The 23896-nt window shown below is 53.0% G+C and carries 26 protein-coding genes; 25 read left to right on the top strand and 1 reads right to left on the bottom strand.

The window, feature by feature from the left end; all coding sequences use genetic code 11:
• Positions 1–17: 17 nt before the first annotated feature.
• Positions 18–923, top strand: coding sequence for a DotH/IcmK family type IV secretion protein (locus tag PY793_RS09610; protein ID WP_275177864.1), 906 nt, complete (start codon positions 18–20; stop codon positions 921–923).
• A complete protein-coding gene (locus tag PY793_RS09605) occupies positions 916–2190 on the top strand; it encodes a DotG/IcmE/VirB10 family type IV secretion system protein (RefSeq protein ID WP_275177863.1) in 1275 nt (424 codons plus the stop codon). The genes PY793_RS09610 and PY793_RS09605 overlap by 8 nt, the downstream gene beginning before the upstream one ends.
• Before the next feature lie 301 nt (positions 2191–2491).
• Here the strand turns inward: PY793_RS09605 and PY793_RS09600 are convergent, their stop codons facing one another.
• Complete coding sequence (locus tag PY793_RS09600; RefSeq protein WP_275177862.1) at positions 2492–2656, bottom strand: hypothetical protein; 165 nt, start codon at positions 2654–2656, stop codon at positions 2492–2494.
• 39 nt (positions 2657–2695) lie between these two features.
• On the opposite strand from PY793_RS09600, the gene PY793_RS09595 reads away from it, so the two are divergent.
• The 23 genes from PY793_RS09595 to PY793_RS09485 all read left to right on the top strand — a co-directional run bounded on the left by PY793_RS09595 (position 2696) and on the right by PY793_RS09485 (position 23680).
• Complete coding sequence (locus tag PY793_RS09595; protein WP_275177861.1) at positions 2696–3433, top strand: hypothetical protein; 738 nt, start codon at positions 2696–2698, stop codon at positions 3431–3433.
• Between the two features lie 14 nt (positions 3434–3447).
• Positions 3448–3999: a hypothetical protein gene (locus tag PY793_RS09590; protein WP_275177860.1), complete on the top strand. Its 552-nt coding sequence runs from the start codon at positions 3448–3450 to the stop codon at positions 3997–3999.
• A 29-nt stretch (positions 4000–4028) separates the two neighbouring features.
• Entirely contained in the window at positions 4029–4418 is a 390-nt protein-coding gene (locus PY793_RS09585) for a hypothetical protein (RefSeq protein ID WP_275177859.1), read from the top strand.
• A gap of 194 nt (positions 4419–4612) precedes the next feature.
• Entirely contained in the window at positions 4613–4951 is a 339-nt protein-coding gene (locus PY793_RS09580) for a hypothetical protein (protein ID WP_275177858.1), read from the top strand.
• Positions 4952–4954: 3 nt separating this feature from the next.
• A complete protein-coding gene (locus PY793_RS09575; RefSeq protein ID WP_275177857.1) occupies positions 4955–8044 on the top strand; it encodes a type IV secretion protein DotO in 3090 nt (1029 codons plus the stop codon).
• Positions 8045–8085: 41 nt separating this feature from the next.
• The gene (locus tag PY793_RS09570; protein WP_342803920.1) at positions 8086–9030 is read left to right on the top strand and encodes a TrbG/VirB9 family P-type conjugative transfer protein; all 945 of its coding nucleotides are present in this window, start codon (positions 8086–8088) and stop codon (positions 9028–9030) included.
• A complete protein-coding gene (locus tag PY793_RS09565) occupies positions 9027–9836 on the top strand; it encodes a toxin co-regulated pilus biosynthesis Q family protein (RefSeq protein ID WP_275177856.1) in 810 nt (269 codons plus the stop codon). The genes PY793_RS09570 and PY793_RS09565 overlap by 4 nt, the downstream gene beginning before the upstream one ends.
• Complete coding sequence (locus tag PY793_RS09560; protein ID WP_275177855.1) at positions 9833–11569, top strand: pilus assembly protein PilN; 1737 nt, start codon at positions 9833–9835, stop codon at positions 11567–11569. Before PY793_RS09565 ends, PY793_RS09560 begins: the two co-directional genes overlap by 4 nt.
• On the top strand, positions 11566–12168 hold the full coding sequence (locus PY793_RS09555) for a hypothetical protein (protein WP_275177854.1): 603 nt from the start codon (positions 11566–11568) through the stop codon (positions 12166–12168). Before PY793_RS09560 ends, PY793_RS09555 begins: the two co-directional genes overlap by 4 nt.
• A 127-nt stretch (positions 12169–12295) precedes the next feature.
• A complete protein-coding gene (locus PY793_RS09550; RefSeq protein WP_275177853.1) occupies positions 12296–13390 on the top strand; it encodes a type IV pilus inner membrane component PilO in 1095 nt (364 codons plus the stop codon).
• 3 nt (positions 13391–13393) lie between these two features.
• Complete coding sequence (locus tag PY793_RS09545) at positions 13394–15070, top strand: ATPase, T2SS/T4P/T4SS family (protein WP_275177852.1); 1677 nt, start codon at positions 13394–13396, stop codon at positions 15068–15070.
• On the top strand, positions 15070–16185 hold the full coding sequence (locus PY793_RS09540; RefSeq protein WP_275177851.1) for a type II secretion system F family protein: 1116 nt from the start codon (positions 15070–15072) through the stop codon (positions 16183–16185). The genes PY793_RS09545 and PY793_RS09540 overlap by 1 nt, the downstream gene beginning before the upstream one ends.
• Before the next feature lie 33 nt (positions 16186–16218).
• Complete coding sequence (locus tag PY793_RS09535) at positions 16219–16731, top strand: type 4 pilus major pilin (protein WP_275177850.1); 513 nt, start codon at positions 16219–16221, stop codon at positions 16729–16731.
• Positions 16732–16736: 5 nt separating this feature from the next.
• Positions 16737–17204, top strand: a complete 468-nt coding sequence (locus PY793_RS09530) for a type IV pilus biogenesis protein PilM (protein ID WP_275177849.1) — start codon at positions 16737–16739, stop codon at positions 17202–17204.
• Positions 17205–18338, top strand: a complete 1134-nt coding sequence (gene pilV / locus PY793_RS09525) for a shufflon system plasmid conjugative transfer pilus tip adhesin PilV (protein WP_275177848.1) — start codon at positions 17205–17207, stop codon at positions 18336–18338.
• A 28-nt stretch (positions 18339–18366) separates the two neighbouring features.
• Entirely contained in the window at positions 18367–19074 is a 708-nt protein-coding gene (locus tag PY793_RS09520) for a transglycosylase SLT domain-containing protein (RefSeq protein ID WP_275177847.1), read from the top strand.
• Positions 19075–19084: 10 nt separating this feature from the next.
• Positions 19085–19522: a DotD/TraH family lipoprotein gene (locus PY793_RS09515; RefSeq protein WP_212346471.1), complete on the top strand. Its 438-nt coding sequence runs from the start codon at positions 19085–19087 to the stop codon at positions 19520–19522.
• A 205-nt stretch (positions 19523–19727) separates the two neighbouring features.
• Entirely contained in the window at positions 19728–20441 is a 714-nt protein-coding gene (locus PY793_RS09510) for a type IV secretion system DotC family protein (protein WP_253518825.1), read from the top strand.
• Positions 20438–21598: a secretion/conjugation apparatus DotM-related subunit gene (locus tag PY793_RS09505; RefSeq protein ID WP_275177846.1), complete on the top strand. Its 1161-nt coding sequence runs from the start codon at positions 20438–20440 to the stop codon at positions 21596–21598. Before PY793_RS09510 ends, PY793_RS09505 begins: the two co-directional genes overlap by 4 nt.
• Positions 21588–21950 carry a hypothetical protein gene (locus PY793_RS09500; protein ID WP_253518829.1) on the top strand — a complete coding sequence of 121 codons (363 nt, stop codon included), beginning with the start codon at positions 21588–21590 and terminating at the stop codon, positions 21948–21950. The genes PY793_RS09505 and PY793_RS09500 overlap by 11 nt, the downstream gene beginning before the upstream one ends.
• Positions 21943–23037: a type IV pilus twitching motility protein PilT gene (locus tag PY793_RS09495; protein ID WP_275177845.1), complete on the top strand. Its 1095-nt coding sequence runs from the start codon at positions 21943–21945 to the stop codon at positions 23035–23037. Before PY793_RS09500 ends, PY793_RS09495 begins: the two co-directional genes overlap by 8 nt.
• Positions 23038–23039: 2 nt before the next feature.
• A complete protein-coding gene (gene icmT, locus PY793_RS09490; RefSeq protein WP_212346514.1) occupies positions 23040–23288 on the top strand; it encodes an IcmT/TraK family protein in 249 nt (82 codons plus the stop codon).
• The gene (locus PY793_RS09485) at positions 23264–23680 is read left to right on the top strand and encodes a hypothetical protein (RefSeq protein ID WP_275177926.1); all 417 of its coding nucleotides are present in this window, start codon (positions 23264–23266) and stop codon (positions 23678–23680) included. The genes icmT and PY793_RS09485 overlap by 25 nt, the downstream gene beginning before the upstream one ends.
• Positions 23681–23896: the final 216 nt, after the last annotated feature.

Below are 23896 nucleotides of genomic sequence, written 5' to 3'. Positions count from 1 at the left end.
ACATCCGTCAGGCCATCGTGAGCATCAGCTGCGCCTTAATCTGGCCCTGCTATGCTTTGGCACAACAGGATCAAGAAAACCCACGTAATCAGGTTGATCCTCTCTACACAAGCCTTCCTGCGCCGCCAGGTGCGATGAACAGCCTCTATGATCGCTTTGATGCCGGTCAAAAGGCCCTTGATGGTGCTGATGACCCTCATCGATTGGTCAGTCCGGTATCTCGTTCAGTGACCATTTCATTTTCATCCGGAGCACAGGTCAACATCGTCAGGATTGCGCAGGATTACCCGGCTTCCATTTCTTTTGTTGATTCCACGGGCCAGCCATGGCCCATCGCATGGGACATCACAACCAAGAAAAACGGGGGATGTGATGATAAAGGGGATGGCCATAACGCTTCGGTCAGAGCCGTGGGCATAAGTGCCTGTGTGCCTGAAGCCGGGTCTAATGTGCTACAACTGACGCCAATATCCAGATACGCACATGGCGGCATTCTTGTCAGCCTGAAAGACGCTCCAAAGCCGGTCAGCTTTCTGATTGTTGCTGGTACGGGATCTTATGATGCGGACATGACGGTCCGTATCAATAAGCGCGGGCCAAATGCGAAAGATATCGTCAGCACAGACCCGGAAGCACCCTCAACCGGCTCAAGCCTGATGGGAAACATTCTGGATGGCACGCCGCCAGCTGAAGCTGTCCCGATGCTTGTATCGGGGGTTAGTCCTGATGATTTGAGGGCATGGAAGATCGCCAACAAAATCTATCTCAGAACAACCTACCAGCTCGCGTCCCCCGCCTTTTCTGATCATCAGAGCCTTTATGAGACAACAGCTTATGAGATCCCTCTGACCTCACGGCTTCTGGTTTCTTCCCCAAGCAGGCAAGGCATCCCTGTATCTCTCAAGGAAGATACTCATGAGTGAGAAACAAACGCCGGAGAATATATCTCCTTTGCGTGCGAGTTTTGATGACTCTCGTTCACTCATAAAATATCTGGTGCCGCTCGTACTCCTGATCATGGGCGTCTTCTATTTTCTCACGCACAGCTCTGCTCACAAACCCCAGTCTACGGCTTTGACAACGCCCACAATGGTGAGCCCCGCAGGTGGTGGGAACCACATCAGGAAGCTGGACGAGCTGGCAACCCAACAGGACAAAAAGGCTGCATCCGATGCTCTGAAGGCAGGAAAGTCCTACACCGCATCCCTGACCGGCAAGGACCTGCCCGCGCCAGCCGTGCGCGAACTCGGTGATACGCCATATACAACAACACCCTCGGCACCACCTTCTCCTCACGAGGCTGAAACCCCGCCTGCATCGGATCGTTCCCCGCCTCCTCCTCCTCCACCGCCAGAACCTACTCCAGTCGCAGATCCATTCTCTGCCTCGGTGGAGACCCACCCACCAAAAACGACCAGAATGCAGCGGAGCTCACCAACTCCAGCGGCAGGTTTGTCCACACAGGCAGAAATGGAGTTACTTGCAGCATGGACAGGACATCCAGCGACGATCGAACGCATTGCCGCAACACAGGGAAACACCACAGGGTTGATAGGTGGACATCGGCAAACTGCGTTGGACAAAACCGACACAACTGCATCGGGGGATAGTGCAGCGGCGAAAACGCCCTCACAGAACGCACGAGGCAGAGTGTTGCTTCCCGCTGGACGGGGTGTGTACGGACACTCCGTCATCACCTCCAACAGTGACCTTGGCAAGGAAGTCCTCCTTGAAGTGGACACAGGGCCATTCCGCAAAGCGCGCATTAGCGGAACCTTCACGATGCAAAATGAAAGGCTGGTCATCCGGCTGACTTCACTGATGATCGGCGCAAAAGACCCGATTTCTGTTTCTGCTTACGTTGTTTCCCCCGAAACCGCGGAAACCGGTGTCGCCTCTGAAGTGAACGAGCATCTGGCAACACGAATCATACTGCCCGCAGCAGCATCTTTTGTGCAGGGATTGGGCAATGCCATGATGAACTCCAATACAAACAGCTACTCAGGAGGATATGGCATGACATCCTTCACACACCTCAATCTCGGGCAACAGATGGGAGCCGCAGCCGGGACTATGGGTCAGGAAATCGGGCAACTGCTGCAAAAGCAAACGCCACAGACCGCCACAGTCAAACTCCTGAAAGGCGATACGGTCGGAATCCTGTTCGATCAGCCTGTCTATAGCCAGTAACGGCATTCACAACCTGATGCGTCACAATAGGAAAAACAACAGGAGTTTTTCCATGCGAGGTAATGTCATGTCCATCCAGCAAGACACTTCAGGTGTCACCATGTTGCGTACATCTGGAGGAAATATTCAGGAGACTGCAAAGCCAGAGGCCCGGCCTGACGTGCAAGATGTCAGCCACGCTCCCAGTGAGGACAAAAATCAGACAAGAACGCGTCTTTCTCAAGAGGAAGACATGCCTCAGGCCGCAAACCTATCCGGCCGCTTCGCAAAATATCGCAAGCCTGGACTTCTCCTTCTTGCGTCAGTCGCAGTCGTTGCCTTCGGGACCTATCAGGCGGGTTTCACGCCACCCTTTATGGGTCACAACGCCACAAAACCCACAATGATCGTTCCAAAAATCCAGAACACCTCTTCTGGGCTCACGCCACCGGACCTTGTGACGACTGCCAGCAACGAAGTAACTCATAACCCCGCTCTTGTGGCCGGGACCCAGAATAACACTCCAATGCAGCTTCCTTCCGTTGCACCTATCCCACAGACACCGGCTTTGCCAGCAGTATCCATAGCAAACCCGCCGGCAATCGAGGCAAAAGCGGCTCCTGAACCCGCATCAACACCCGGCACATCTGCCGATGTCCACTCGATCACCGATACACACATACAGGACCGGATGGCGATGGCGTCCAGTCTGAACGATGTGCACGATACGCAGGCATCACATCAGGACGTCGGCAGCGACAGGCTGTTCATCGAGATGCATAAGCAGTTGGACATAATGTCCAATCAGATGAAAGAGCTTCAGGACAGGCTCGAAAGCACACAGCAAGCCCTGAATGAGCGGGTTTCAACCGGTCTGGGTAAGATAGATGGGAGGCTGGATGAATTACAGCACCGTGAAGACCTCCTTGAAACCCAGAAAAAAACCGAACCTCAACCCGGTGCAGCTCCAGTGCAGAGCAAAGTCAGCACACCCGTCGCGGAAAAAAGCAAAGATGTCACACCTGAGGTAGCCGAACACCATTCCGCGAAAAAAAGCACCAAAAGCCCAGCACCGGCTCCAGCCCCTCTGCCGCATTATACCGTGCAGGCGGGCGCTCCCGATATTGCCATTCTGATGGACAGTTCTGGCACGCCTTTGCGCGTACAACCTGGAACCAGTCTGGATGGTTGGGGCAACGTCCTGTCTGTCTCTGCATCTGGTAACGGTTGGGTCGTTAAAACAGAGCACGGCACGATCCGATAAGGAGCTGAACAGCGATGGAAGCTCTTTTTGCTTTTGCGCAGTCCATCGGCAATGCGCTGGCGTATCTGTTGCCAACGCTTTGCTATGTCACTGGTGGGTCATTCCTTCTGGGCAGTGTTTATGGGCTCTACGGGCGGGGCAAAGGTGAGAACGGTCCTGTAAACAATCCTCTTGTCTGCTTCGGTCTCATCTTTGTTGGCGCCTCCCTCTTGTCATTCCCGGAGTTCCTGAACATGGGCAATGCGACACTAGGGTTCGCAAGCAATGCGAGCCTTGGGTCAGCAGGAAGCGCTCCCATGCGCTTTTCCTCGGACGATATTCAGACTGCAATCAATAAAGGCCCTACCGCCCTTCTGATTTCGTTCATGCACCTCTTCAGGATGTATTTCGCCTGTTATGGCGCTTTGCTTGTCTACTGGGGGCTGGTCCGACAGATCGGCAGCATGAAAGGCAAGAACAACTCGTCCACCTCTCTTAATCTCATAATCATTATCTGCTCGTTCATTCTGATGAACGCAGAAACCTTTACCACGGCAACTTGCCGCAAGCTTGGACTCATCCAGTGAAAGTATCCATTTTTCATACTGAGGTAATCATGACCAAAATTCTGACAAACCGCCGTGTCGGTATGGTGCTGATCGCGATTGTTCTACTCGCGCCGTTACTGATCGGACACGCGCATGCTCAAGCTGCAGATGAAATTGCAGAAGCGGCTACCAATCGCGCCAACAGAGCAGTCGCATATCTCATTAACGCAATATGCTTCAGTGGCGGTGCTTTTCTGCTACTTTCCGGCATTACTTCTTTATATCAGAAACATAAAAATAATAATGCCGGGACAACAATGTCCAAGATTGGTTTTGCATTCTTTTGCGGAACAATGCTGATCGGCTTTCCTTTCCTTGTCCGGACAGCCAGTCTTTCACTCTGGAATGAAGGTCCTACAGTCACTGGCGAACAGCGCATGATGACGTTTGACCGATAATGACGGATCTCATTCAGCATTGTCGCGCATCCTCAGGGACATTGACCCTGACACATGAGGCTCTGGATACACAGTCCTGTTGCAGTTGCTGCGGCATCCATGGTGTCAGTATGACCGTATCGGGACAAAAATTCTGCACTGTATGCGCTCCAGCATACAGTGTTGATGAACCCGACATTGACGCAGTCTGTGCTTTGATCTGGCTGCCTCATATTGATCAGGGATTCCTGAGCAGATTATTGCGGGCAGCGTATGCTGCCCGTTATGTCTCAACCGACCCGACACCGCTTCAGCTGTCGATGGCCTCCAGCGCCAGCAATCTTCTGATTGAACTCGAAAAGCTACGCTCTAGCGCAAAACGGATGATCGGTACGGATCAGGTCAGCGCATTACGCAGCGTTGCCCCGAAAATTCCCCAATACAACCTGTTTCTGCGCCTTAAACGTGTTTCCGGCTTACGCATTCTCCCGCTTGAACCCTGGTTCGACTTGCACGGAGAGGATTTCAAAGAACTCATCACCTTTCGGGAATAGCCAATGTTCAGGTTTCCTTTTCTGACACCGGTCAAAAAAAAAGACCTGTCTTCAACATCATTCAAAGATGTCACATCGTCTGGTTTCAAGCCATTTGAGACATTTCTGCGGGCCTGTGCATGGATATCCGAACTGTCCGGGAAAGACCTGACCTCATTTTGTAATCTGGCAACGGCTGATGATAAATCTCTCATTACGTATGAAGGGGATTATGTCACACTTGTAAAAATCAGCGGAATGAAGCGTCTTGCCAGCCGTGACGAAATTCAGACGGCAGCCCAACAGCTTCAGATTGATCTTGGCGCATCCTTCACTGATCCCGGTCACGCCCTGCAGTTCACTTATGTCTCAGACCCTGACGCCTCAGTCTTCATGCAGGATAATCTTGCTGAAAGACGGACCATAGCTCAGGCTCTTCAGGCAGATTTTGAAGATATATTCACTGAACGTGAGCGTGTTCTAACGCCCTATATGCGCCAGGAACGGATATGGCTCGTGCTGTGGAGCCGAACAGGCTGCCTCTCCAAGGCTGAAGCCGCATCTGCCAATAAAGCCCGTAAAAAAGCAGCTCGGGGCCTACCCAACCTCGGTGATGCGCAAAATCCCACTCTTGGCTCTCAGGAGCTTGCAACAATTCACGGCGCGTTCGTTGGACATGTCCTGAAGGTGTTTGAAAGCCGAGGGGTTATTCTCTCAGAACTCCCACCCAAAGAAGCGTTGTCAGTCATCCGCACCGAGATCTACCCCGAAACGGCTTCGGGGAAATGGTCCCCAATACTCCCCTCAGATCCTCCCCTGAATATCATACCTGACAAAGAGCGGCCGGAAGACATCAGCGATGCACTCTGGCCACCTGTGCGCGAGCAATTATTCAAAGAAGACGCCTTTACCCCGGACTTTCAGACCGTAAGGCTGGGGTGCCTGGACTGGACTCCAGTTGACATGACCATGGCGTCCAATGACGTCAGGCCGTTTACTGAACTGACCTCCCATCTGGCCCCCTACCGGCTACCATGGCGCATGACCATGCATATTGAAGGGGTCAGACCGTCATATATGGCCTGGAAGGAGCATGTTTCGACCCTGCTGCGGTTCGGCAAGAACCGCGCGGTCTACGATGCCTTTCAACAACTCGCCCATATGCGCGCGTTACGTCAGGCTGTGGTCAAACTCCGGGTTTCTTTTGCGACATCTGCTGACGCAGGTGATACTGACAGATTACGCAACCGTGCCTCCAGACTTGAGCAGGGCATTAACGGATGGGGAGGGGCACAGGCGACGCGGCAATGTGGAGATCCCCTCGAAGGCACTCTCTCCTCTGTCCCCGGCATTGCACTGGCATCGACAGCACCGCCTACAGCTGCGCCACTGGACAAAACACTGACTATGGCTCCATGGGCGCGTCCTGCACGACCCTGGGAGCATGGCGCCGCCCTGCTTCGGGCCGCAGATGGTCGGATTGTCCCCTTTGATCCGGCTGGTGAAGGACGGGATGCGACATTGGATCTTTTTGTCGCACCCTCACGGCGCGGGAAATCCATGCTTGCCAATGCGCTACTACTGGCCACAGTCCTGAGCAGTGCAACATTGACTGACACTGGCGTCAAGCTCCCTCTGATCGGGAAGTTGGACATCGGCGATGCGACAAGTGGCTTCATCGACCTGATTGTCCATGGTCTACCACGCGAACATGCACATCTGGCTGTGTACATCCCGTACGATTTCATACCCGAACATGCCTACAATATCTTCGACACCGAAGCCTGCTGCCGGCGCCCCTTCAAATATCACATGGGATTCCTCAAGAACTTCCTGTCACTGGTTTGCATGCCCGAGGATAAATCCACATTTGAAGGGATGGATCAGATCATCCATGCAGCCATTGAAGCTGCCTATGATCTGGCCGAAGACAGCGTGTCTGGCAAACCGAAGCCTTACAGAAAATCGGAAAACAAGACTCTGGACGCCGTACTGGACAAGCTCGATGTCTCATTCCCCCGGCATGCGTCATGGTGGCAGGTAGCGGATTACTTCGCTGAACGAGGAGACATCCGCCACGCCCGTATGGCGACACAACACGCAGTACCCGTTATTCATGATCTTCTGGAGGCAATCCAGGAAGACCGTGTCTGGGGGAATTACGGGACCAATACGCCTACGGCCGGCCAGGAAAAAGGACTGGAGATATTCCGCCGCTACATTACCTCCTTCATCGATAAATACCCCACACTCAATAAGCCCACCCGTCTGGATCTAGGTGACGCCCGAATTGTCGCATTGGACATCCACCGGGTCGCTCCCGAGGGGGCGGCAAATGAGCGTCAGACAGAACTCATGTATCTCATGGGTTTCCAGATTATCTCGCGCAATTTCTTCCTTGACCCCGAAGATGCAGAACAGGCTCCAGAATGTGTCCGCAGCATCCATCGCGAGCGATTCAGGGAGTTCCGGGAAAGCTTTAAACGTCTGGAATGCGACGAATTCCAACGCACAGTCAAAGCTCCTTTCATTCGACAACAGTTCGAAGAGGCAGCCCGTCGTGCCGCTAAGCTCAATGTCAGAATCGGCCTCACCAGTCAGAAAATCACCGATTTTGGCGAATATCTCACCCAACACTCAACCGCACGTTTCATTCTGGGTGTCGCAAACCCCGAAGAAGCAACCGAAGTGTCCAATATCCTTGGCTTGAGCAATGCAGCTCGCAACATTGTCCACCATGGCCTGAAAGGACCGAACAGAGATGGGACAGGATCACCACTCATTATCCAGATATTGGTCCACAATCAACTTTATGAAATGTATCTGCTGAACATGCTCGGCCCTATCGAACTCTGGGCTTTGTCCACTAACCCTGAGGATGTCGCATTGAGGCGACGCGTCTACACCGCCATTGGATCCAGTGAAGCGCGCCGTAGGCTGGCACGCATTTTCCCCAAGGGTTCGGCGTCAGACGAAATCAACCGTCGTCGCGACGCAATGATCAGAAACGGTGCGACGGATTCAACACAGGCGCTTGGTGGCGTGATCAGTCAGATCAGCAAGGAAATCTGTAATGCCGAGGGTATCGGAGCTCTTCTGAGGGAAGCCGCCTGAGGCCTGCGCGTATTCACAAGCAGGTATTGGATACTGGGCTTATGAAACGATGCTCAGTATTCCTCATGATGACCATGTCACTCTCCGGTTGCGGATCGGCACACGATACTGATCCCGTGACCGTTGCCACGCCAGGCCTCCCTTCCCCGGAGAAGGCTTTGCAGGAAAGCCTTGATCGTGTGCATGCGTTCATGGCGAGCCTGAACGATCGTCTCGATAAACACGTGCCGATCAATATTCCACAAGTTCAGACTAAGCTGGCTGTGGCTGCATCATCCCCACTTCCACCACAGCCATCTGTCCAATCTGATCCGACACATCGCGTGGCAGTCCCCTTACCGGGGAAAGGGGGGGTCACATGGTTCGGATTTGGTGACGGCACACCCACCATAAATTGCCGTTACCCAGACATCTGCATCCTTCGGCTGGACCGAGGGGAAACTGCCGTGAAGTCAGGCCTCGAACTGGGCGACAGCGCGAACTGGCATGTCGATCTGGTCCGGGGGGGTAAAGGCATCCATCAGGGTTGGGCTGTAGCCATCGACCCCGGTGCGCAGGCAGCCCAAACAGACATGACGCTCAAAGGCAGCCTGCATACTTATAATATGATCCTGTCAGCTCAGGGAGAGAGCATGAGAACCATCGCGTTCACTCATGCACCCGGAGAACCTCTCTCCCAACCTGAAATTATGCCCCAACACGGCATGACCGGCACACCGGATTTTGCATATCACATGACCGGTTCTGCTCCGTGGAAACCCATGCGGGTCTACCGCGAAGCCGGCCACACTTACATCCAGTTTCCCCCCGGCGGGATCAATGCTGCCCCAAGGCTGGTCGTCATATCCCCCAAAGCCACCAACGCACAGGATTACGCAGTTGTTGGCGATTCCTACGTCGTTCCACGCCCTGTTGATGACGCTCTGCTCATCGGTAACGGAGCACAAGCTCCTGAAATCCACATAACCCATGGAGGTACGGAGTGAGCCGCCTCACCCGCCAAATTGCTACAGGTGTGCTGTTAGTCATGGCTTCCGGCTGTGCTGATCAGACACCTGCCACAACATCACATGTCGCTGGCGCCACATTCAGGGATGCTTCGGCTTTGACGGTCTTCATCGCTGACATTCTTGCCAACAGTATGGACGGACCGAAGAGCATTATACGCCTAGCGGCCTACGATGGACCGGACCCTAACCATACGGCCGTCCTGCTCACTGATACCCTACGCGAACGTGGCTTTGCGCTGTCTCCGGACGGAATGTCTTACCCTGGTGCGCATACAGTTCGTTACGCAGTGAGCCCTGTGGGGCAGAATCTTCTTCTCGAACTTGATGTCGATGACGCCGAAGCAACATGTTTGTATGGCCATAACGCAGAGGGGGCACTCGAGCGTGCTGGAAGTTGCACCATCCATAATGGCCAGCAACTCATCCTCAAAATTCCAAATACCGATCAGGTCAGGACGATTCCTCTTAAGCCGGCCGGAACCTCAGGCAAGCAACTGCCTGTCGTAACACTCAGGCCACCTGAGGAAGAATGGACACTTATCGAAGGCCAGCCCATCCGCGAGCAGATGATTGCGTGGGGAGATCGCGCTGGATGGATTGTCCGTTGGCCGCACGACCTGAACTGGATGGTACCAGCAATGACCTCTTTCCATGGCGATTATCAGAAAGTGATGAGTGAGATCATTCACACGATTTCCGATGAGGGGAAATCCATTCAGGCTGAGTTCCACACACCCAATCATACATTGGTTGTCACCAGCCCTGGGGGGCGGAGCGAATGAAGCTCACATCAGCCTTACTCACAACAGTCTCGTGCCTGACACTTCTGACTGGATGCGCAGATTTCAATGAAGTGCGCAAAACAGAACGAGACGCAGAGGCCATTGATCGAGACTATAAAATTCCACAAAGACCGGTCGTGACCGTCTCAGACAAGCCCTGGCTACTGGGCGACACAGTGCATGAAGTGAATAAAGTTCCGGAAATACTCCTTCATCCGGCAGGTATTACACTCGCACGCCCCGTTTCGTTGCGGGACGCTGCCATTATTGCCAGCCGTGTCACACACATCCCTGTCAGTGTGGCACAGGATGCAGAGCAGGACATGCCCGCGTCTGGTGGAAACACCGGTTACAATATAGCGGACCTCCCTCCTCCCCCGGGGGCTGGCAGTGGATCTGCAGTTCAGACACATCCTATCAATTCGGGCGGAATAGAACGGTCTTATGGTCGCCCTACCCCTCAGGTCGCGTCATCAGCATCTGGCATGTGGTCTGGAGTTGGATTGTGGCTTCAGTATCAGGGAACACGTGAGGGCGTATTTCAGACACTCGCGACACGATTTGGCGTTTGGCAGCGCTGGGTTGACGGCAAAGTGGAATTTTATCGCACACTGACAAAAACCTGGTCGATCCCGGCATTTTCGGGCGACACGACGTCAGATGCTTCAATCGTAGCCTATACAGGGGGCGGGAACGGTTCGTCTGGCATGGGAGGTGGAAGCTCCATGATGTCTGGCGGATATGGCGGATCTGGCGGATCTGGCGGTGGTGGGGGGAGCGGCGGGTCGTCCGGACAATCCTCCGGGATGGCTTCGATCATCGCTCATAGCAAAACCAACAAATGGCAGACAATCCAGAAAACAGCGTCAGTAGTTGCTGGTGATGCTCAAGTCGTCGCCGATGAAGGACTAGGCACTGTGTCTGTAACCGGCACCCCAGATCAGATTGCCCGCGTGGGTGAGTGGGTCGAGGGGTTACGTGATGACATGCTTAAACAGGTTGCGATCGAAGTACACGTTTACACGGTCAAGATTTCTCACGAAAGCAACTACGGTTTCAGCCCGACATTCTCCTTCGCCTCTCATGGTGGCTTGCTTGGACTGACATCAACACCAGCCTCCATCCCGCAATTGCAGACAACGGATACTCCCTTCTCTTTCGGGGCTTCCATTCTCGATACGGGCAAAGGAACAGGGGGGCTCTTCTCTGGCTCGAAAGTCGTCGTGCAGGCATTGCAGCAACTCGGCAACGTGACAGAGCAATATGACCGCTCGGTGGTGACGACCAACAATCAGACCGCGCCATTCCAGAACGGTATCAATACCACATACCTTGCTAATAGCTCGTCGGTTCTGGCCACAAACTCGGGCAGCTCCAACTCTTTGTCCCCTGGCGTCGTGATGTCGGGATTCATGGGGTCTGTAACCCCCAAAATTATCGACAACCGGATCATGCTGCACCTGAACTTCCTGTTGCAGACACTTCAGGCCATTACCACCATCACCAGCGGCTCATCCTCCATACAGGCCCCAAAGACATCCAGCACGTCTTTGGACGACACCGTTTCCCTGCAAAACAACAGCACTCTCGTCCTCAGTGGCTACGTCGATGATGCGACATCGCGCAAACGCAACGGCGTTGGCTCTGCGCTGGACTGGGTACTCGGCGGCGGCGGAGACGCAACAATCGACAAAACACATGTTGTCGTAACAGTCGAGGCGCACACACTATGAAAAAGCTTGTCCTGCTTTCTTGTACAACAGGTCTTCTTATTCCTGTCTTCGCTCAGGCTGATGCGCCGAGCTGCACGCAACACCTCCAGGAACCCGGTCCTGGAGGACGCCTGTCTCAGGAGCAGATTGATGCCAACAATGCCTGTGAGACCGTTGTCGAAACACAAAAGAAAATTTCGGAAGCTCTGGCTGCCATTGCTGATAACGAACGCAGGTCAAAAGGACAGATGGCATTTCCGACTGCGGGCGGTCGGAATGATCTGATCCCGACAAGAATGCCATACCTACAGCCACAGCAAACGGCACCAAACATGCAACGCCCGGCAGGTCTGAACGTGCCGGATCATCCACCAGAGGAGGCGCCAACTGCAAGCGTGGACGGCGTTCTTTGGGAGGGCGGAACTGTACTGACCGGTATGCTTCGTATGCCCGATGGACAGTCTATTGAAGCGATAAAAGGCACGCGGCTGCCTGATGGAAGCATTGTGAGCTCCATCACGCAAAACGGGAGTGTGGTCGTCACTCGGAATGGCAAACCCTTCATTTTGCCATCGAGCAAAACCTCGCAGCAGTCCTCCACATTTGGCAACCCTCTGTAAGAAGAGCTGAACAATGGCGATTCTCGTAACCGATGCAACAGGGCAGCGGGCTTTTTTTGGGGGGCTACGCTGGGTGCCCTATGCCAGAAGGCCGTCATTACCTGCTGTCCGGCAGGAAGCTCTGAAAATGGGCATGACCCATTACATCCGGCCGCGTCACCAGCAAAACCGGATTGGTTATCTAAAGATGCTCGCTGATACAGCATCTGGCGGGAAAGCAGCGAAACGAAAAACAGAAAGCCTTCTTCTGGCTGTACTGGCCCAGAGTGAAGCCCTGACTTATGTGGAGTGTGACTTTGGTCCTCCCGGCACATGGGTTATGGCCACGGATGAAAACGCTCTGCCTTTGCCGGGATCTGATAGTTTTTTTGATGATGACGATCTGCCCGGTTACAAATCTTCTCTTGAAGGGTACAATTTTAAAAAAACGCTTACTATTGAAAACGAGTGTGTTGATGACTTCCTGAAATCTTTGCCTGCCGCACCCATAAAAATCCACTCGATTTCTTTCAAGCCATATTATGTGGCTGCTGGTGTATTTGCCCTATGCGGCCTGATTACACTCCAGAGCTTCCATGTTCTGCATGAACGTAATCTGGCCCGACTTCAAGAAGAGGCACGACGCAGCCTCCTTTTGCAAAGACAGAAGGCTCAGGCTGCCATACACGATGACCCCTCGGCCGCCGAGTGGGTCAGGATATGTATGCATCATGCATATGCTCTCCCTCCTTATAAAGACGGGTGGACATTAACAAACTGGGAATGTGCGGGACGCTCCTTGAGTGCCATCTGGCAGCGGACTGGAGGCACACTGGCGCAAGCCCCGATAGGGTTGATGCTCAATAATGGCAATTCAGTGCGATCAAGTTATCCCCTGATGCCTTTTGAAAAAATCCATGGGGTACCACACGATGCGACAGGTGACGCCAGGGCGTTCATCGCCTTCATCCAGCAGTCCGAAACCAATCTGTCCATCAAGACGACCAACCTTGTGCAGGGAGATCATGGTCAAAACCATAGTGCTTATATGATCAGCTTTCCATGGCAGGGAGACCCCAGAGAAATACCATGGGACGCATTTCAAAATATCAGCGTCGAACGTCTTGGTCGCGAGATCAATGCCGGCGTGCAGGGTGGTTCACAAAGCACAGATTACCAGATCCACGTCGCCATGAAAGATGGGCCCGCCTTGTCCTTATCCTCAGACAAGGGAGCGCGTTAAATCATGAGCAACATCTGGTCACGATTGATGGGCGGGTCGGTCAAAGATAATGATCATGACCTGACCGTGAATAAAACGCAGGTTGTCATCGATATACCTAGAAGTATGGAAGGGCAGCTTTATATTGAAACCAATGGTGAGGAAAAAGTTGTCTTCGTTAACAGGCAGCTTCAAGGTCGTCTGTACTTTCTGCAATGGCTTGATAGCCTACGATACGTAGAAGGGTTTCGTGGCGTTAAAGTGAAATATGTTCCTCTAAGTTATGTCACTGAGAAGATGGAACACGCTCACCAGAACTCAGCCATCATGGAAACACCCAAAGAAGACGTGGAAGTCCGTGACCGGGCCCTGGCACTTCTCACGGAGATCGGTGGTTATAATTCATCTGATATCCGCATCAGGAGACTCTCAAAGCATACTGAAGTCGCCTGTCGTATCAACGGACGATACATGATTGCCCATGAATGGGACAATCCCTTCGCAGATCGCCTGATGCGCGCCATGTACCGTCTGGGGTCCTCACAGGCTGCGTCTGTTACAGATAGTCAGTTTCAGGACGGCGGTATCTCAGGGGAAATCCTCAAAGGTACAGGTCTGGATAACGTCCGTATCGTGCGTGGTCCATGCGCCCCTCTCTCAGAGGGCGGATGGTTCATGATCCTGCGTCTGCAGTCCATCAAAAAAGGGGTCAACAGACGCATCCGGGGAAATTACAGCAACCTGCACCAGATGAAGCCACCGCGAGGTCACCTGCGTCTGAAGGACTATGGGTTTAGTCAGCCCCAGATTGACCGCCTGATGGGTATCGCAATGTCTCCATCTGGTGCTCTGGTTTTTACAGCACCAACCGGACACGGCAAAACAACTACTCTGTACGAAATCTGGGCAGAAAAGGCCCGCGTACAGCCCGGCCGGAATATTGTCACGATTGAGCAGCCCGTTGAACTGGATATGCCATGGGCTATCCAGCTGGACATTCCCAATACTGACAATGAAGAAGAGAACGGTCGCGCACTGCGTGAGCGCCAGCGTAATACACTTCGTATGGATCCTGACGACATTGGTCTGGGCGAAGTGCGAGACGTCGATGGCGCATTAACCTGTATTGCGGCCGTTCAGACGGGTCATTTTGTCGCATTTACCTGCCATGTGGATGATCCGTTTGGTCTGCCACTTCGCCTGCAGCTCATGGACTTCACACGCCTCAGTTTTGGTACGACATGTAACGTATCACTCATCCGAGGCATTGTATCCCAGCGCCTCGTCCCCGTTATCTGCCCTCATTGTGCTGTCCCATGGACAAAGGACGACCCACGGCTTCCCACAATCATCAATCAGGCCATCCCTTCATGGTGCCCGGACATGACGCTGGTCAGACGCATAGGGACAGGTTGTGAGCACTGTTATGGCACAGGCATCTCCGGCCGGACATGCGTTGCCGAAGTGATCGAAACCGATGCCGAACTCATGACTGATTTCGTCAGGTATGGTGAGAATGTTGCACGTCACCGGTACCGCTCGCGACCGGATGCCGACCCATCTCTTCTGGAAACGGCGATGCAACTTGTCGCTGAAGGCAAACTTGACCCATTTGACGTCAACACCATCGTTGAACGTATCAGGGATAAGGAAAAGGTGCTTGAGGAACGTCGCAATGGTGCAGTGAGGGAGAAACAGTAATGTTGATCCGGTATACTGACATCGACTATGAGCGTCAGCATCGTAAAAACTCATTGTGGTTCAGATTGAACGCTCTGATTTTTTTCAACTGGAGAGCCCGGTCAACGCTCTACCAGATGCTGGCGATAAGACTGCGTATCCATATCTCGGAAACAAACATCCTACGCATGTTTGCAGCGCAGTCCGCTCGTAAGAAGCAGAAAGTCATCCCGCGTATTATCGATGACATCATCTATCATCTGAATCATGGTGAAATGCTGGTCGATGCCTTTCGTCCGTATGTACCTGATGACGAATACATGCTGATGTACGCCGGAGCAAAGGCTGGAACGCTCCCAGAGGCCCTGCAGCTGCTCTGTGAGGCCAAGGGACGGACCAGTGCAATGGTTCAGGCCTCAATGAAGGCTATCACTCAGCCGCTGATGTACCTTGTGATCATCTATGCCTTCCTGAGAATACTGGGAACACAGATACTACCAAGTCTGGTTTCTGGGCCTATGGCCCCGAAACACCCCAGCTCCAGCCAACAGATACTGGTATTCGCCTCCAATCTGGCAACAGGGTGGTACGCTCCGATCTCCTTAGGGCTACTCCTGCTGCTCGCCGCAGCCATCTGGTTCAGTCTGCGGCGCGCAACCGGACATGTCCGGGTTGTCCTCGAACGCTTTCCTCCGTGGTCCATGTACAGGGATGTTCAGGGATACGTCGGGATTACCGCGTTTCTGGCACTCGTCCTTGCGCAGGTTCCGGACAAAGAAGCTCTACGGATACAGGCATCAGCCGCGTCACCGTGGCTTAAAGAACGCCTTGAGGCGATCCTGACCAACCTCACGGTTAATGGTCTGACATTTCCCGATGCGCTCTTGTCAACAGGTTTCGAATTTCCGTCTCCACGCATCATTGATGACGTGGAAGCCAACTGGGTCAGCAAGGAAGGCTATATCCGGTTGCATGAGACGGCAACGATATGGGCGACTGCAACAGAGCAACGCACCATCGCTTTCGCAAATAAAGCCGAACAGCTCTTCATCCTGATCATGATCAGCCTTGTCGTCATTCTTGGCGCTGCCTGTGACAACCTCGGCGCGGATCTCTCTCACTCGATGTCTTTCTAAATCAATATTTTCCTCAATTAAGGATATCCCGTTATGGATCTTATCGTTTCCATTCTCTCCAAATATGGTCTTCAGGCCTTGGCTCTGGTTCTCGTCATGGCTGGTGTTTACGAAGCTTTTCATAAATCCAACAGTCAGACTGCTGCTGGTTGGGAAAGCGAAATGGTCACCAATATTGATGGGTTTTTCCAAGGCGGCCTAACCGCCAAAAACTTTAGTGGACTCAACAATTCTGTCGCAATCAAAGCCTCACTGGTCCCCAAAGGCATGCTGAACGGTGATGGAAGCACAATCAAAGGTCCATGGCCCAACTCCTACGTCACATTAGCACCTTCGGGGAATGGAATGGGCTTCATCGCCACATGGAGCGCAGTCTCCAGCGATGACTGCGCAACTTTTGCCCGCTCACAAAGTGCCAACATGTTAAGCATCAACGGCAGATCAATTGACCCCACAGACAGCGCAGCCGCCTCCAGTATCGCACTGGCCTGCGACGCCGGCTCCTCGGCTTCAACCACAACAATTATCTTCGAACACGACAGCTAATTGTCATGGCCTACATCATTCTTGCCTTTGCTCTGCTTCTTGGAATTTCTGCTCAGGAAAAAGAACTGATCGTTCTCGCCCTACAGGAAAATATCCATGAAGAAACAGACAATCCGGCACAGAGATGGCTGGCCTACAGGAGTGCCGTGCAATTTTTCGTTGAACGGCACCCCAACGTCTCTGGCTCACTTGATATGGCTGATATTGGAATGTCTGAGGATAAACAGTTTCTACCGAATGTAGGAAACTATGTTTCCAAAAATGGGAGCGGCACCACGATCGTAACGTGGATACCTCTGTCCGCTAACGTCATTTCTGACACGATCAGGCTGGCCGATGGGGACCGGAGTATCGGGATTGCACACGGAACGTCCTGGTCCTCACCATTCTATGGGAACATGGGGAACCTGCCGATCTCTGTCCCTGAAGGGGATATTGTTTCAGTCGTCACGTTTACTGGTCCGAGGTTTTAAATGCCCTCCATCATTGCCGCGCTTGCGGCCATTATGCTGGCTCTGTGGCCGACAGCACAATATTTCAATATGGTTCAGGATGGAAACCGGCGTTCTGTTAATGCCGTTACTTCCGGACAATTCTCAATACTACTTGGCGGTGTAAAAAAATATATCCGTGCTCATAGTAATGATCTGATCAACGGAATACCAGTCGGCAGTTCTACAACCGTTTCACTTGCCACCCTGATCAACGAACACGATCTGCCGGTTGGTTTTACAGCCACCAACCCATATAACCAGACATGGGTTGTCTACATCTCCCAGTCAGCGAGTGGTGTACTCGATGGTCGCGTCGTCTCGTACAATGGACAGACCCTCTCAGCCAAGGATGCTGTGGCCATAGCCCTGAAAGCCGGGGCGCAGGGCGGGTATGTTCCGCCAAACGGATTGCTCAACGGTCTTAATTCCAACATGGCAGTCGGGGCCAGTGGCACATGGTCTCAGGTCATTTCCGGCTTCCCCAATCCCGGTGAAGGGCATTTGATCGGACTGTTGGCTTCTGCTGATGATGCCAATAACAATCCCAACTATCTCTATCGAGACGCCATCGCTGGACATCCTGAGCTAAACACAATGGAAACAGATCTGAATATGGGCGGTAACAATATCGATAACGCTGCTGACGTGCATGCTTACGGCACGGTCAGCTCAGGGAATGATACCAACAATAATGCTGTCAACGCCTATATGAGTAAAGACGGCAGGATTAATGCTACAAAAGATATTCGTGGTCAGGTTTTCCGGCCCAACTATATTGCTCAAAGTGGGACACCCTGTGAAGGAGTGGTCATCAACACCGGTGTTATGGATGAAAATTCTTCCAATAATTCCAGTGATAATTTTATTCTACAAAATGGCGATATTGCCCGAGATTTGTCAGGGAATTTATTATCCTGCGCCAATGGCGCATGGAAATCTCAGAAAGCTACAATATCTTTTTATGTTCCCCCGACAACTAACGGTTGGAATAATTATGCGTCGACTAATCCCATCACAGGAACTTATTCGTGCCCAGCAGGGACATCAGATATTCCGGCTACAGTATTATGGTTTGGCGATGCTGGTTATACCATTCAACACACTTGTTATTAATGTGATCTCTAATTTTCGAGACTAAAAAATGACATTACCACCAGTGTGCCTTCATGAGATCGCCAATTTCTATCACCTATCCGATGAGGTGCTTATAAGAATTATACATAAAGAACACTCCAATGATATTGGTCTTATGGGCATTCAGGAAGGCTGGCTACCTATACTTGAAAAAGCTGGTTTCCGACAGGATATGATCCGCAACGACGTTTGCACCAACATTGCCGCAGGCGCATGGATTCTATCATATGTCGCGCAACACAAAAAGGAAGAGACCCCTTCCAAAACGCCAGACTTTACCAGCCCACCATTGCAGCAGGATCACCTATCAGGAAGCCTGCGCTCATGCGCCATAGACGCGGCCAATCAGTATCGGATTTCTGTTCCGCTCTTTCTGGGCATCCTCGCTACAGAAGGTGGTCGCGTTGGCCAAACTGTCCGCAACCACAACGGTACATATGATATGGGCCCGGCCCAGATTAACTCGTCCCACTTACCTGAACTGGCAAATAAGGGGATAACCCGCGATCAGATCGTCAACGATGGATGTCTGAACGTCCATATCGGCGCGTGGATACTCGCGCGCGAACTGGGAAGCGAAACCCCACAACACCCTAAGGAATTCTGGCAGCGTGTAGGGAATTATAACTCACGCACGCCAGAATATAATCAGGCTTACCAGCTCAAGGTCTGGAAGCACGTCATCAGCCTGCCGCATTCACAACCAAATGGCTGATTATGGAGGTATGACAATACCTTCTCACGCTACGGCCATATTACTGACAGGCGCTCTCTTTCTGGGAGCCTGCCAGCACAAACCAGTACCTGACGCGCATCATCAAGCTGTTTCGCTCGAAATGTCCAACCTGCTCGGGCGGATGGACACGTTAGGACAGGTTCGATTTCCAATGCAGCGCCCAGGTTCTGTTCTTCCTTCTGAGATGAACAGGCCATTGCGATGGGATTGGACAGGGTCGCTTGACGAGGGCGTCAGACAAATCGCCCGCACGGTCGGATACAACGTCCTGTCTAAACCGATACCTGACAGCCCCATTGTCTCTATCCATCAGGCAAGCTCAACGGCTGGGGAGTTGTTGAATCAACTGGCCGCCGCAGGGAACCCCGACATGGAAGTCGATATCGACATTCTCCACCATTCAATCCGGGTTTACCGCCATGCGTAAAATCTCGCTTCTTCTGGCCTCTGTCGCATTATCCAATCCGATTGGAACGCTCCGTGCTCAACAAGTCCAACCCATTCCTCTTCCTGTCCCCGCTGTCCCAGAGCAGCACATGGGCGCAGCAAACCCCCTCGATAACCCCATTGGAGGATCATCAGAACAACCGGGCCTGACCGACATCACAAGACCACCTTCTCTGGAATCTCTCATGGCCGTCCGCCCTGGGTATTCACCCCACGTGGAAAGCAGTAACGGGCGGGATGAAGCTATCAAACAGGCTGCATGGGCTTATGGAGCACAGGGAGGACTGGCCGCCCGATCATTTGCCATCAATGATATGCTGCGTCGTTATGAAGCGGTGCTGGATCGGGAATTCGATTTCCGGACAGTCGTTCTGCCAGCAGGCAATGGACAAACGCTCATCCGTCCTCCAGTCGTCACCGAGGCACAGATGGCATTCGCTCTGGATGACAGTGGACAAACAGCACGCGAGACCCGTCAGGTGTATCGGATCACCCGACAGGCGCAGCTCGTTTCCTTGCCGCCGCAATGGCGAACATGGCTGGTCAGATCCGTATCACCCCCAGATCCGCCGATAGATGCACAACGGCCCCGCACACGCCATGAAGTCGAGATATGGCGCGAAGCTGTCGCCCGGGGCTGGGCCGCGGGAGAACGACAGGCCGTAGAAGTGTTCCTTGATGATCTTGGACGTCTTCAGCGTGATCTTATCGGTATGGCCCGTTACCGGGTCTTACTGAAAGCGGGGAAAGTTGAACCGCCTGAAGTCGCCTTCCTGCATCGCGATACACAAGGTGGCCATGACCAGCTGCGTGTCGATGATACGGAAATCCGTATTCGCTCCCAACCTGGACTGGACGCCAACCGGGCTCACTGGCATGCCGGGGAGGAAACACCATGAGTGGTGCACGCCAATCCACAGGCCGGGACACAGATCCTGACCACGTGCTTCTGGCGATTATCGGGGTCATCCTGGTCATCGCGTGCCTATGCTTACTGCTCTGGTATGAATTCCATGCGCAGATTGCGACCGTTCTACTGACATTCGCTGGCATGGAACTCCATGTGGTCTCCCTCTTCACGCATCAGTACGACCACATACTGAACAGCCTTACACATGCGAAACCAGATAAAGTGTCCGCACAAACACTGTGGGACCTGAATACCATAACAGGTCGGATCATTCTGCTTCCGGCTTTGGCTCTTTTCGCTGTTCTGGGTTTCCTCTGCGCCGTCAAGGCACCGCGTGCCATCTACCGTCATCGGTTTGGTCTTAATGATATGACAAGGATGCTGGCCGCTATTCATCCCATCGGTCAGGCATGGGTCGGCGGAAACCCGAAACTCTCTCCACCCCAGCCCGCCGGGAAGCCATTACTACCTATGGATCCTCCCCTCACCCCAGACGAGTGGTTGCTCCGCTACGCGCCCGGTTCTGTCGATGAGCCTCAGACCATCCGTCTCGCCTATGATGCTTTGAGCCAGCAGCTGGGAAGAGTCTGGGAAGGTCCGGCCCGCCTCTCTGGGGTTGAACTCTGTCTCTTCATGACATTCAGCCTGTATCACGCAAGACAGAAGGATCAGGCACAGACACTGCTCGAAAAACTGTCCGCCGCATTATCCGGGCAATGGAAAAAGGGAGAAATCCGCCATTTCATTCAATTGGACAAAAAATTTAGCCAGCAAATGCAATCCCTCTATGAGGCGGGCAACTGGACAGTCGGCATCGAAATTGCAGCCAGACATGCTTACGTTCGTCCCGCACTCATGTCTCTCCTTCAGGAGGCGAGACGCAAAGCTGGTGTTGTAAATCCTAGCCTGTTCTCAATTGTCCAACTGGTTGATCGAGATCTGTGGCTCATTCTGTGCGCCCTGCCCTATCCCATGCCCGGGCGCCCTCTTCATGCCATCGTCACCACCAGCTGCACAGAGGCCGAAGGCGTCATGGAACACTGGCGGGCAGAATGTCTGTCAGGGACACCCTGTCCGGCCCCTCAACTTGAGCGAACCCTCACAACCCTGATGACGACCGAGGCAAACACACGTCATGCGAACTGATGACCAGACGCTTTGCGTTTATTTTCTGGCCGCCAGAAGTGCAGCCAGTGATCTGCGAGTATGGGTCCTCAAACGCTATCTCCTGCGGGACAGCCAACTCGACAGCGACATGACAACCACCCTGCGACAACTTGATCACGTCACGCGCTCCGAAACATTCTATGGCTACGATATTTCGCAGGCTCCGGCGTCTCTGCGTGAGCCTGTCCAACACTATATCCATTTACTCTGGAACGGTCATAAAGCCTCCGCAGAACTGGATATACCGAAGCGTTTGCTGCGCCTGCACAAACGTATCGTTGAGCTGACAGACGCTGGTCCAATGCACAGCCGGAGTAAATCCAATGGATAAACTGCCTATAGACATAGACCTGAATGCGCTTTTGATTCACTGCGCGGACCTTGGAGCCTCACGCATCCAGATCCAGACAGACCAACCCGTGGAAATTCGTGTCCACGGTCGGAACTCAGAAGTGACGGAAGATCGTCTGGGAAACCATTGGGTTCAACACGCTCTACGTCAGATGTATGGCAGCGAGACCGCTACCAGTGTGCTGACACAAGGCGGAACCGTCGATCTGTCTTACACAATTTGGCCCGACAAAACGAAACCCCGTTATCCATTCAGAATTAACGCGGTTGCCGCGACCATCGGTGCTGAACGCGGCATCAACATGACGATCCGCCCACTGGCATCTAATCCTCGCCCCCTGAGCGAACAGAACATCGAACCCAGGCTCCGTGAGGCGTTGGAAGGCGATAATGGTGGATACTTAATATGTGGTGCCACAGGGAGCGGTAAAACAACCCTCATTGGCGGTATCAATCGAGATCGGCTGGAAAATCCTGACTGCCACTGCAATATCGTGGAAGGCTCAGCACCTCTGGAAATTCTTTATGATCTGGTAGAACGTAAAAACGCCACCATCAGCCAAAGTGAAGTTCCGCGTCAGATCAAATCTTTTGCCGAATTCATCCGTGCCGCCATGCGACAGGAGCCCACGGACATCGTTGTCGGAGAATGCCGAGACCCTGAGACGATGGAAGCCGCCATTCAGGCCATGATTTCAGGTCATCGCCTGATCTCCTCTGTCCATACATTCGACCCTCCTTCCACAATCCGCCGGATTGAAGCGTTATGCCCAGCAGATCAGCGGGATAGCCTGACAATCGCGTTTGTCGAGAATGTGCGGCTTATCGTCAATCAACGTCTCCTACCTTCTGCGGATGGCACCCGCACACCAATCAGGGAATTTTTGCCCGTCACCCGTGCGTTTCGTAACAAATTACTCGATGCGCCCCGGAACAGATGGCCTTCCCTGACCCGTGAAGCCGTTGAAGATCATGGGCAGACGTATCTCCAGTCCATCACTCAGGCTCTCAACGAGAAGCGCATCACCGAAGAAGTCGCCCGTAAAGCCAGAGATGTGGAGATGTAACCATGTGGCGTTACTCCTCAGAACCCGTTCATCTCTTCATTCTGGACTGTCGATCCCTCATACCAATGGTGATCTGGCTGGGCCACATGCGGGAATGGACTTTCATTCTCGCCGTCATCAGCATCCTCATATTCGGATGTATGGCCTGGTTTGGGCTCACCCTGCCTGTTGCTTACCGCATGGCCCGTGTCCTCTTCGCAGGATCCCGGAGACCAAGGTTGCCAGCATGGAAAAAAAGAAGATTTGCATGATCAATCTTGAACGCCTGATAGATGCTCTATCAGCCTTATTCACCATGCGCTCCTATCGGATTGTCGTTGGACAAAAACAGGACGCGTGGACACTGCGCCGCCTACTCGCCCCTGATGCACTCCTGCCGGTTATCGTTCGTATGGCAGAAGAGCAATGGACATCCGCATCCGGTCCGACAAACTTTGGTCTGAGCATTGATTATGAAGAAGATGCCCTCTGCGGGCATGTTCTCAATGCCGTTCACTATGCGCCGATCTGTATCATTGTGCTCTGTGTGGACCATGTTTTCCAGCAACTGGTGGATCAGGAGGGAGCCGTCACTATTGAAGCAATGGAAGCATATGCGCGTAAAGTGTGTCCTATGCCGTATTCACAAGTGGTTCCGTCATGATGATTCCATCATCATCACAGGAGCCCGCGATGCTTATCTATCTTTCACCTCAGGATCGTCCCATCACCATCCACTCCGGCTCTGAAGGAGTGGTGATTCTCAGCTCGGATCATCCAGCAGAGCAGGCCTTATCCGTTCCCCCTCAGACATTACACGCGTCTGCAGGCAACAAGAGGAATGGAAGCATAGCCACGCGTTATGCCAGACAAATTGTAC

The sequence above is a fragment of the Acetobacter fabarum genome, assembly GCF_029069195.1.
GTDB classification, from domain to species: Bacteria; Pseudomonadota; Alphaproteobacteria; order Acetobacterales; family Acetobacteraceae; genus Acetobacter; species Acetobacter fabarum_A.
The sequence above is the reverse complement of the archived record's forward strand: the minus strand, read 5'-3'. Positions and strand labels throughout refer to the sequence as shown.